At 40.8% G+C, this 10,280-nt stretch carries 10 protein-coding genes; 6 read left to right on the top strand and 4 right to left on the bottom strand.

Annotated elements, in window-relative coordinates:
• On the bottom strand, window positions 1–953 hold a 953-nt coding region (gene mnmA / locus VE944_RS02270; protein WP_324971637.1), incomplete at its 3' end, for a tRNA 2-thiouridine(34) synthase MnmA.
• Between the two features lie 404 nt (window positions 954–1,357).
• Here mnmA and VE944_RS02265 point away from each other — a divergent pair.
• Entirely contained in the window at window positions 1,358–2,269 is a 912-nt protein-coding gene (locus VE944_RS02265) for a hypothetical protein (protein WP_324971634.1), read from the top strand.
• 131 nt (window positions 2,270–2,400) lie between these two features.
• Here VE944_RS02265 and VE944_RS02260 read toward each other — a convergent pair whose 3' ends face one another.
• Entirely contained in the window at window positions 2,401–2,628 is a 228-nt protein-coding gene (locus tag VE944_RS02260) for a hypothetical protein (protein ID WP_324971631.1), read from the bottom strand.
• Between the two features lie 113 nt (window positions 2,629–2,741).
• Window positions 2,742–3,014 carry a hypothetical protein gene (locus VE944_RS02255; RefSeq protein WP_324971627.1) on the bottom strand — a complete coding sequence of 91 codons (273 nt, stop codon included), beginning with the start codon at window positions 3,012–3,014 and terminating at the stop codon, window positions 2,742–2,744.
• A 376-nt stretch (window positions 3,015–3,390) separates the two neighbouring features.
• Here VE944_RS02255 and VE944_RS02250 point away from each other — a divergent pair, with 376 nt between their 5' ends.
• The 3 genes from VE944_RS02250 to VE944_RS02240 all read left to right on the top strand — a co-directional run bounded on the left by VE944_RS02250 (window position 3,391) and on the right by VE944_RS02240 (window position 7,335).
• On the top strand, window positions 3,391–5,748 hold the full coding sequence (locus tag VE944_RS02250; protein WP_324971624.1) for a tetratricopeptide repeat protein: 2,358 nt from the start codon (window positions 3,391–3,393) through the stop codon (window positions 5,746–5,748).
• 188 nt (window positions 5,749–5,936) lie between these two features.
• Entirely contained in the window at window positions 5,937–6,479 is a 543-nt protein-coding gene (locus VE944_RS02245) for a Uma2 family endonuclease (RefSeq protein WP_324971621.1), read from the top strand.
• A 109-nt stretch (window positions 6,480–6,588) separates the two neighbouring features.
• On the top strand, window positions 6,589–7,335 hold the full coding sequence (locus tag VE944_RS02240) for a DUF561 domain-containing protein (RefSeq protein WP_324971618.1): 747 nt from the start codon (window positions 6,589–6,591) through the stop codon (window positions 7,333–7,335).
• 70 nt (window positions 7,336–7,405) lie between these two features.
• Here VE944_RS02240 and VE944_RS02235 read toward each other — a convergent pair whose 3' ends face one another.
• Entirely contained in the window at window positions 7,406–8,554 is a 1,149-nt protein-coding gene (locus VE944_RS02235; protein WP_324971615.1) for a DegT/DnrJ/EryC1/StrS family aminotransferase, read from the bottom strand.
• Between the two features lie 334 nt (window positions 8,555–8,888).
• Between VE944_RS02235 and VE944_RS02230 the strand changes: the two genes are divergently transcribed.
• Together VE944_RS02230 and VE944_RS02225 are read left to right on the top strand one after the other, a co-directional pair.
• Complete coding sequence (locus VE944_RS02230) at window positions 8,889–9,665, top strand: ABC transporter permease (RefSeq protein ID WP_324971640.1); 777 nt, start codon at window positions 8,889–8,891, stop codon at window positions 9,663–9,665.
• A gap of 28 nt (window positions 9,666–9,693) precedes the next feature.
• A partial coding sequence (locus VE944_RS02225) for a hypothetical protein (protein WP_324971612.1) occupies window positions 9,694–10,280 on the top strand: 587 nt, incomplete at its 3' end.

Below are 10,280 nucleotides of genomic sequence, written 5' to 3'. Positions count from 1 at the left end.
AAACGCACACGGGAGTTTTCCAACGGAATCACTGTCACGGGTGTAGGCGTTGAACGATAGCGAATTTGCACTTCGGCATGAATGGGGGTGGATGGTTCGGCAATGGAAACCCAATTTACCCGATTTACAGTGCATTCTGGCTGAGTTACCTTGGTGCGATCGCCTACTACTACTTTATTATTTTCCGCATCTAATTCAATCACATACAACGGTTCGGCAGCAGCAATTCCCAAGCCTTTACGCTGGCCAATGGTGTAGTGATGGACACCATCATGCTGTCCCAAAATTTTGCCTGTGACATCGACAATATCGCCTGTTTTGGGAGCTAAATATTTATCCAAAAATGCTCGCATGGAACCGTTACTTTCCACTAAGCATAAGTCTTGACTTTCTGGCTTGTCAGCAGTTTTCAATCCGTATTCAGCCGCAATCCGGCGCGTATCAGTTTTTTCTAGTTCGCCCAAAGGAAATATAGTTGCTGCAAGTAAATCTTGAGACAAATCATAGAGAAAGTATGACTGGTCTTTGTTGCGGTCAACAGCCCTTAATAATTGGTAACGTCCAGTTGCTTCGTCGTAGCTAATTCGGGCATAATGACCGGTGGCAATGCGATCGCACCCCAATTCTTCACGAGCATACTGCACCATTGGCCCAAACTTCACCGTTTTATTGCACTGGGAGCAAGGTAAAGGCGTGATTCCAGCACTGTAGCCAGTTACCAGGTAATCGACAATATGCGTCTGAAACAGATCCCGAATATCCACAACCTGATGGGGAACGCCCAGTTGTTCACAGAGTTCAGCCGCGTCGATCATACCTTCAGAGCAACATTGACCTTTGCCTTTCATTAGCCAAAGAGTCAAACCAATCACTTCATAGCCCTGATGGTGCAGGATAGCTGCGGCGGTGGAACTGTCAACGCCACCAGAAAGACCAACGACGACTTTTTTCATACAAAGCACGACACGATACCTGCGTGGTTGTCCAATTGTAGCACACACTCTTTCAAAGCCTTGCTAGCAAAGGACTTCAGTTTTAAGCTAGCTGAAGGAGCGTAGGCGTAGCCCATCGTAGACATCGCTGTTCACTCTTTTATCACCCTTATCTAAGATTAATTACAGAAGTATTTTTTACCGCGCAGATGAGCTAATTTTACATTAACGCTATATATAGGACTCATATTTGATTTTTGAAAAAAATCACTACACCCTGAAAAGGTTTCTTCCCCACTCCCCACTCCCTGTCTACACAAATAATTTCAAAAATAAAAGCGGACTGTTATAGTTGCTACAACGGTGAACTAATTAGTTCCTGATAGAAATTATTTAAAAATACTTTGACTACTTTCTAAAGTACTATGTCGAGAAGATTGCCAAGTCAATTTATCCCATTTCAGATGCTGCGTCGAAGTTCTAAAGGTTGGAAGCCCACCATAACACTTCTCCCTTTGTTAGTGGGAGGATGGTTACTGCTGATTCCCAACAACAAAGTGTTACTAGCTCAAGGAGTCGGTGAAATTTTACCGCCACCGCCAATTCCTTTTGGTCAACAGCCATCACCGCAGTTACAACCGGCGGAACCATTACAGTACAATCAATTGGAGCAAGATTTTCAGCCCTCCCAACCATTGCAAAACAATCAGTATGGGCAGGATTTTCAGCCCTCCCAACCATTACAAAACAATCAGTTTGCGCCAAATCAGCCCTCTCAACCTGAACAGTCTAGTCAATATAACCAGAACTTTGAGCGCTACTTAGTTTACGTAGATGGTAATGATTTCCAGACGCTACAAGCAATCCGTCAGATTGAACCCAGTGCTTACATTCGCCAATACCAAGGACGGAATGTAATTCAATCAGGCGTTTTTAATAGAGTATCTAACGCCCAACAACGGGTGAATGAGTTACAGTCACGAGGCATATATAACGCCCGGATTATCAGCTTCGGTAACGGACAGCAAATAGATGTAGGCAATGGAACCTTTGGAGGCGATCGCAATAATATAAATCCTCCAAAGCTTGCCTCTAGATATTATGTCGTGATTCCGACCACTCAAGAGCAGTTACCTGCGATCGCAGAACAAATTAGACAAAATCTAGCCCGATTTAGCCAAGATTTAGGACGAGCTGGCGGAGTCCTCGAAAGGACGCAACCACGAGGGCCACACGTAGCAATAGGGCCTTTCTCTGATCAATTCCAAGCTGGAGAATGGAATAAATATCTGCGAAATTTAGGATACAAAAATACCAGGGTTTACTACGGAAAGTGAAGAGGAGAGACGCGATAATCGCGTCTGTACAGGAGTTTGGAGTAGTACACTACTTTCTGTCTTAAACCGTAATTTATAAAGAAAGAAAATTGCCGTAATTCATAACTCCTCACTCCCCACTCCCCCGATTCTTAACGCAGGGATTCAATAATTACTGCTGTTGTAATTAAACACAACAGGATAATTCCTAGTGGAAGCAAAACCTGTTGTAAAAGGTACAGCAGTATGGGTATGATTTGTAAGATACCTAAACCACTGGATAGAACATAGGCGATCGCAATACCAAATAGCACCATCAAAAAATATTTCAAGGATTTAGAAGCAAAGCGAAATAGCAGCGTATCTTGATTTGAGTCCATAATTTTACTCACGAAAGTAGCTGATTTTTTAGCAGTGAATATTCTTTTTGATTTCCCATTTGCCATTTAAAAAAGAAGGCTATGGGAAATCGTGCCCAGCCTGAAGATTAGTTTTACACGTCGATATTGACCTGTTTAGGTGAATTATTCAAAGACTGTTGTTGCCTTTGTGGATTGTTTTGGTTTTCATAATTAGCTAATAGTTGGAACGAAATAAACAAGCCCAACAACAGCAGTAAAAACGAACCGAAACCAGAGGAATACTTATTTATTTCTCGCTCTACACCACATTTGAGACAAACATATCTATTAGGATTACGTGTATCTTGGGCAAAGGGGCACTGATTTTGATTGCAATCATGATGACAATCTTTGTCTAACATCATTGAACCTCCTGTAGGGTGATGGCTTACATACTGAGTTGTAATTATGCTCTACAGAATCTAGTTAGTTAATACCCACTGCCTGTTTAGTAAACACCACTTTCATGAGCCATTAATATCGGACAGTAACAAGTAATATGTGTGATTTACTAAGCTTGCACTAGTAGCGCTATCTAAATCTTTCCTCAACCACCTCTTATTGGCGCTTAACTTAACTTAGCCTGTATTACTTACAAGAGTAATACAGTCCAAAATACTTTGCAGTCGGATAAAGTAAGTTCCCTACTGAGTAGGAAAAAGTATTTTGTAGTATGGTGAGTAGGAAGAAGTAGTAAAAATATCGTTATAATGAATTAAAAATGATACATCAAGTTAACAAATGGGTGTAGAAGAAGCCTTAAAGTTTGTAGATAACTTGGTTTTTCTCAAGACGGGAGAACATTTAGATAAAACTCAAAGAATTATCTTAGGTCATTTGTGGGAAGACGAAAAGCGGACTTACCAAGATATTGCTAACAGTGTTCGTTATACAGAAGCGCATTTAAAAGCAGTTGGTGCAGAACTTTGGCATCTACTAACAAAAGTGCTAGAAGAGAAAGTCTCAAAATCAACCTTCCAAGGAGTGGTTCAGAGGTTTAGAACAACTCAAGAGTCGCAAGAAATACCCGATATGCCAAATCTAGTAGGGAATGGCACTAAACCCCAAGATTTAGATTCTAACTTCGTGGGGCGCGATCGCCAAATAGCCGAACTCCACACCTTAGTCAGTCGGGGACAAAAAGTTATCCTCATCCAGGGTGAAGGTGGTGTTGGCAAAACTAGATTAGCACGCAAATATTTTAAAAGTCAAAAATTTAATTTTGTCCTAGAACTGTGGATGGCTACAGAAATCCAAAACCTTACTCCTGTAGAGAGTGTGGTTGAAGAATGGCTACGGCGGTACTTTAACGAAGAACCAGGAGGAGACTATGGTATCAGCTTAGAACGACTACGGCGCAAACTTCGAGAACAAACATCTAAAATTGGGGTATTTATCGATAATCTAGAAACTGCTCTCGATCAAAATGGCAAGTTCCTAGAATATCGTCGCCCTTATGTTGAGCTATTGAGAGTATTAGCAGATTCAGATGTGCATTCAGTTACTCTAGTAACAAGTCGTGAGCGTTTGAGGGAGTCTAGTGTAGAGGTTCATCTCTATCCACTCGAAGGTTTAGATGATGAAGCATGGCGAGAGTTTTTCAGCAGTTGTCACATTAATTGTGATTGTACAATTCTCAGTGAAATGTGCAGAGCTTATGGAGGTAACGCCAAAGCCATGCAAATTCTCCGAGGAGCAATATTGACAGATTTTTCTGGTGACATCCACGCCTATTGGCAGGAAAACTGTACAGATTTATTAATGGAAAGAGAGTTAAAAGATTTAGTCGCTAGTCAATTTAATCGTCTCCAAAAAAATGACTTAGAAGCCTATCGCCTCTTGTGTCGTTTAGGATGCTATCGTTATCAAGATATTCCTTCCTTACCTATTGAGGGAGTTTTATGTTTGCTTTGGGATGTACCAGAGCAAAAACGTAGAGGTGTCATTAAAGCTCTGCAAGATTTGTCTTTAATAGAAGCAAAAAAAGGACAATATTGGCTGCATCCGGTAATTCAGTACGAAGCGATTAGTAGATTAAGGTTAGTCAGTGAAGAATGGGAATTAGTAAACCGAAAAGCCGCAGAATGTTGGACGCAACGAGTTACATCCATCAAAAATATCACAGATGCATTAACAGCTTTAGAAGCTTATTATCACTATGTAGAAATTAGTGATTTTGAGCAAGCTGGTGATGTTATTTTACAAGGGCGAGGTAAACAGTGGAGTATAGGTTTGCCTTTGGGTTGCTCGTTTTACCAATTGGGACTGCTCCAGAAAAACTTCTCTGTCATTAAACGAATAATAGACGATGTAAAATCGCAAGAAAGACTGATTAAACTTTACAATATACTAGGCTATACATATCGAATTATTGGATGTATTAGAGAAGCTATAGATTGCTATAAAAAATCAGAAGAGATATTAGACACTTTAGATATTAAGCTAATAAAAATATCTATGATGTTCAATACAGGACTCTGCAAACTTGATTTATTGGAAATGGAAGCAGCCGAAGATTGTTTCAAATCGGTTTGTAACTTAGCTGAACAAGATAGCAATCTTGACAATTATATGGCTTATGCTCAGTGCTGCTTGGCTTTAGTTAAATCATGTTCTAACTTTAGAGAGGAAGCTTTTTATATTGCTGAAGATGCCTTCTCTGCAATATCTTCATCAACTAAAGTGACTTTATGGGGAATGGGGCATAGTTTAATAAATCTATGTTTAACCTACAAGAATTTAGGTAATATTAAAAAATCTTTTGATTTATGCCAAAGAGCTATATCTTCTTCTGAAGAAAACAACTTTACTCAGCTTAAGGCTAAAGCTATAACTTGTTTAGCTGGGTTATATAGAGAAGAACGAGAATTTAATAGGGCACTTTTCCATCATAAAGAAGCGATAGAAATTTTGAATAGAATAGGCGCTAAATCTAATTTGGCAGAGGCTTACTATCAATTGGCATTAACTCATCAACAAATTGGTGAAATTGAGAATAGTAGGGAAAAGTTTATGCAAGCGATCGCACTTTTTAACGAAATGCAAGCACCCAAGCAAGTTGAGAAGGTTCAAACAGCAATGGAGTGTTTTGAAAAATAAGCAATGATATTAGATTTTACCTTCATCCATTCCAAACTGACGTTATACAGCAAAACATAAGAAGTCTTTGGAGTGACAGGTTTGGCGATGACTGGGGAATTCATGGGGCGATCGCTCCTGGAGAGGTCTATAAGTATTACGGTATAGTAATTCTAGGCAAATAAAGCGATCGCTCCTAGAGAGGTTTTATGTCCCTGACGCTTGAAGACTTGGAACAAATGCAGCAACAGCATCCCGACTATCGCATGGAACTAGTCAAGGGTAATATTATTGTTATGAGTCCATCAGGATATGAATCAGATGAGGTCGCAGCTGAAATGGTAGCCCAGTTACGTAACTGGGTTAGACCGCGCAAACTGGGACGAACAGCAGCTTCTAGCGCTGGTTTCAGATTGCCAAATTTAAATTTACGCGCACCAGATGCCTCATTTGTTTTAGCTGAACGCTTGCGTCGCAGTCCCAAGTCTTTTGCTCAATTGGCTCCCGATTTGACTGTAGAGGTGAAGTCTCCTAGTGATAATTTAGAGGATCTCAGAGCCAAGATTCAAGAATTTCTGAGTTTGGGAACTAAGGTAGGAATTTTGCTCAATCCAGATGAGCGGATTGTTGAAGTCTACAACTTTGGACAAGAAGCAATAATACTTCGTGATGGCGATATTTTAACAGTTCCCGAACTGCTCCCAGGATGGGAAGTACCAATTGCAGATTTGTGGCCTCCAGAGTTTGACTAAAATACTGGATAAAACTATCAAGATTTGGCAACTACGATAGCGATTTAGTCTCGGATCAGCCGAGGAACGGTAGAATATACCTAATTTTCGTAGCTTCAAAAGCCAAACTATGACGATGCATTCTTCACTCCAACGTGCATTTACTAACCGCCGCGTCCTAAAAGTGATTAGCGGCTTGAATAACTTCGACGCCGCTAGCGTTGCTGCTACTGTTAAAGCTGCTGAATTGGGCGGCGCTACTTTTGTCGATATTGCTGCCGATCCAGCCTTGGTACAGCTAGCTAAAAGTTTGACAAATTTACCAATTTGTGTGTCAGCAGTAGAACCAGAAAAATTTGTGCAAGCTGTAGCAGCTGGTGCTGATTTAATTGAAATCGGGAATTTCGATTCCTTCTATGCTCAAGGACGCCGCTTTGAGGCTCCAGAAGTTCTAGCACTGACTAAGCAAACCCGCGCTCTCCTCCCGGAAATTACTTTATCTGTCACCGTTCCCCACATTTTGGAACTAGATCAACAGGTACAGTTAGCAGAAGAACTCGTGAAAGCTGGAGCAGATATTATCCAAACCGAAGGCGGTACTAGCAGTAACCCAGTTCACCCTGGAACTCTAGGATTAATTGAAAAAGCTGCTCCCACCTTGGCAGCAGCTTTTGAGATTTCCCGTGTGGTGTCAGTACCAGTATTGTGTGCTTCAGGCATTTCTAACGTTACCGCACCATTAGCGATCGCAGCTGGTGCTGCTGGTGTTGGTGTTGGTTCCGCCATCAACCAACTCAATAGCGAAATAGCAATGATTGCTGCTGTGCGTGGCTTAGTAGAAGCCTTAGCGACTGCTAGCAACCGCGCGATCGCTTAGTTTTTAATGGGGAGTGGGGAGTGGGGAGTGGTGAATATTAAAATTCCCTATTCCCTATTCCCTACTCCCCTCACCTGAAACAATTCTTCAACGCATAAATCACCTGATCTTGCTGTTGTTGTGTCAGTTCTGGGTACATAGGCAAGGATATAACCTCATGGCAAGCTTGCTCTGCTATTGGTAAGTCCCCAATTTGATAGCCCAGGCTTTGATAAACTGGTTGTAAATGTAAAGGGTGGGGGTAATAAATCATTGAACTCACGCTTTGTTCTTGCAATTGACTACGCACCCAATCTCGATATTTGGCGCTAGAGCCATTTCGCCCTTCGCCTGATATGCGAATAGTGTATTGATTCCATACCCCAATGCCCTCAGGTAATTCTTGCGGTGGGACAATCCCTGGAACTTGACTAAGGAACTGATAGTAATAGTTGGCGATATCTCGTCGGCGATTGTTCCAAATATCTAAATAACGTAGCTTAATCTGCAAAATAGCTGCTTGGAGAGCATCCAAGCGGCTATTTACACCGATTTCTTCATGTAAATATCTAATTCTACTGCCATGATCTCGTAGTATTCGCAGTTTAATGGCGATCGCAGGGTCATTAGTCGTTATTGCCCCGCCATCGCCGCAACCACCAAGATTTTTGGTAGGGTAGAAACTAAAGCAACCAATATGTCCAATGCTTCCGACTTTTTGATTAGCCCACCTTGCCCCTGTAGACTGAGCGCAATCTTCAATTATTGACAAATTGTGAGACTGAGCGATCGCCATCAATGATGTCATATCCACAGGTTGTCCAAATAGGTGAACCGGGATAATCGCTTTAGTTTTGGGTGTAATCGCCGCCGCTACTTGCTCCACATCCAAATTAAACGTAGTAGCGTCAATATCAACGAAAACAGGCTTTGCACCCACGGCGCTAATTACTTCAGATGTAGCAATAAAGGTGAAAGGCGTTGTTATAACTTCATCGCCTGCACCAATGTCCAACACTCGTAACGCTAAGTAGAGCGCATCAGTACCAGAATTACAAGCCACACATTCACTAACAGTATTATAAGCAGCAAACTGTTGCTCAAAGCCTTCGACTAAGGGGCCACCGATATAGCGACCAGAAGCCAGAACCTCTAAGACGGCTGCACTTACTTCTGCTTCGATGGTGGTGTATTGCTGCTTGATATCAAAAACAGGGATAGGATTTACACTTTGGATCATGAGTTGTTATTTTATCGGGAGATACAAAGGATGCACTTCGAGAGTCAATTTTTGCTAATTGAATTATTAATCAAAAAGGAGCTACTAAAAGACTATCGCCCAAGATACGCATCTATTAGGGTTTTTACTTAAATTGTGGCGCTAGAAACTATCGCACATTTAATTTACAGATAGTAGGCATACTAGGTGTTTGCCATGTTAAGGTTGTACCATTTTTGAATTTTGAATTGATAAAGGTAATATATATCAACCAAGATCCAACACATCGGATCAAAGTTCCAGGTGTGTGGGCTGCTTTGAAAAGGAAATGCCAGGAGATGGAGATAGAGAACCCATGCAGGAGTTGATCAAGCTGGATTTCGTGGATTTAGCTATTGCTGTGGGATTGATGGCGATCGCCATTGGTTTATCTGCTTGGGAGAAATTAGGACTAGAGTTAAATTTAGCCCTTGCTACTGGGAGAACCATCTTACAACTACTTGTATTGGGATACATTTTAGATTTCATCTTGGCTTTGGACAATGCTTGGGCAGTTTTGGCGATATTAACAATAATGCTGACAATTACGGCGATTGTCGCACGAAATCGGATCAGCCAAAAAATTCCTTATGTATTGCCTTTGGTGTGGGGTGCAATTTTAATTAGTACCGCCCTGACAGTGCTTTACACCAACTTCTTGATCGTTCAACCAGAAAGATGGTACGAACCACAGTATGTAATTCCCCTAGCAGGGATAGTCTTAGGTAATGCTACCAATGCAGCTGCGATCGCAGGCGAACGTCTTGTCAGCACCATTAATTCCAGCCATCTCGAAATCGAAACCCATTTGAGTTTAGGTGCAACGCCCCAGCAAGCAGTTAGCCAGTATCGCAAAGATGCCATCAGAGCCGGATTGATTCCGACTCTCAATCAAATGTTCCTCATTGGTATGGTGGCAATACCAGGAATTACCACGGGACAGCTATTAGCTGGTGTGAAACCTCTGGATGCTGTATCCTACGAAATTTTAATTATATTTATGGTTGCTTTCGCTAATTTGTTGACAACAGTTTTAGTCACCAAGGGGTTGTGTCGTCAATTTTTCAATTCTGCCGCGCAGTTAGTCAGGTAATGACATTTTTAATAAAAGGTAAATTAAAATGGCATTTAGTAATTACAAAAGTATTAGCGCAGTAATTAAAAAATTTCAAATAAAATATGTACAGGCTAATTTTATGCTAGAAGCAGATTTTCCAGTTAAACAGTCATTTAAAGAAGAATTAGATTTGCTATTTACAGATGGAGTTATTGATAATTCTGAAGATGCTATTTGTGAAAATCTTATATATCCAGTATTGAAAGAAGTATGGAAAAATTACCGAAGTAAATTAACACTTTGGAGTCATGAAACATTAGCTTATGACGAAGATTTATCAGGCGTTCCAGATTATACGGTAACACAGCGAAATCCTTTGGGTACAATTGTTTTTGATAAACCTTATTTTTTGACGGTTGAAGCTAAACAAGACAAATTTGAAGAAGGATGGGGTCAGTGTTTAGCTGAAATGATCGCAGTGCAACGAATTAATGATGATTTTAACAGCGATATTTTTGGGATTGTTTCTAACGGTAAAATATGGCAATTCGGAAAGCTGATTGCTGATGTGTTTACTCGGAATAGAAATTTGTATGTAATTCAAGATTTAGATAAATTATTTGCGGCGGTTAATTATATTTTTCAACAATG

Origin of the sequence: Nostoc sp. (genome assembly GCF_035638895.1) — a bacterium.
GTDB lineage: Bacteria > Cyanobacteriota > Cyanobacteriia > Cyanobacteriales > Nostocaceae > Nostoc.
Note: the sequence above shows the minus strand (reverse complement) of the source record. Positions and strands in the feature narration are given on the sequence as shown.

Coding starts and splice junctions, on each gene's coding strand:
- VE944_RS02265 (WP_324971634.1), top strand. CDS start 1,358: ATGTCGAGAAGATTGCCAAGTCAATTTATCCCATTTCAGATGCTGCGT.
- VE944_RS02260 (WP_324971631.1), bottom strand. CDS start 2,628: ATGGACTCAAATCAAGATACGCTGCTATTTCGCTTTGCTTCTAAATCC.
- VE944_RS02255 (WP_324971627.1), bottom strand. CDS start 3,014: ATGATGTTAGACAAAGATTGTCATCATGATTGCAATCAAAATCAGTGC.
- VE944_RS02250 (WP_324971624.1), top strand. CDS start 3,391: ATGGGTGTAGAAGAAGCCTTAAAGTTTGTAGATAACTTGGTTTTTCTC.
- VE944_RS02245 (WP_324971621.1), top strand. CDS start 5,937: ATGTCCCTGACGCTTGAAGACTTGGAACAAATGCAGCAACAGCATCCC.
- VE944_RS02240 (WP_324971618.1), top strand. CDS start 6,589: ATGACGATGCATTCTTCACTCCAACGTGCATTTACTAACCGCCGCGTC.
- VE944_RS02235 (WP_324971615.1), bottom strand. CDS start 8,554: ATGATCCAAAGTGTAAATCCTATCCCTGTTTTTGATATCAAGCAGCAA.
- VE944_RS02230 (WP_324971640.1), top strand. CDS start 8,889: ATGCAGGAGTTGATCAAGCTGGATTTCGTGGATTTAGCTATTGCTGTG.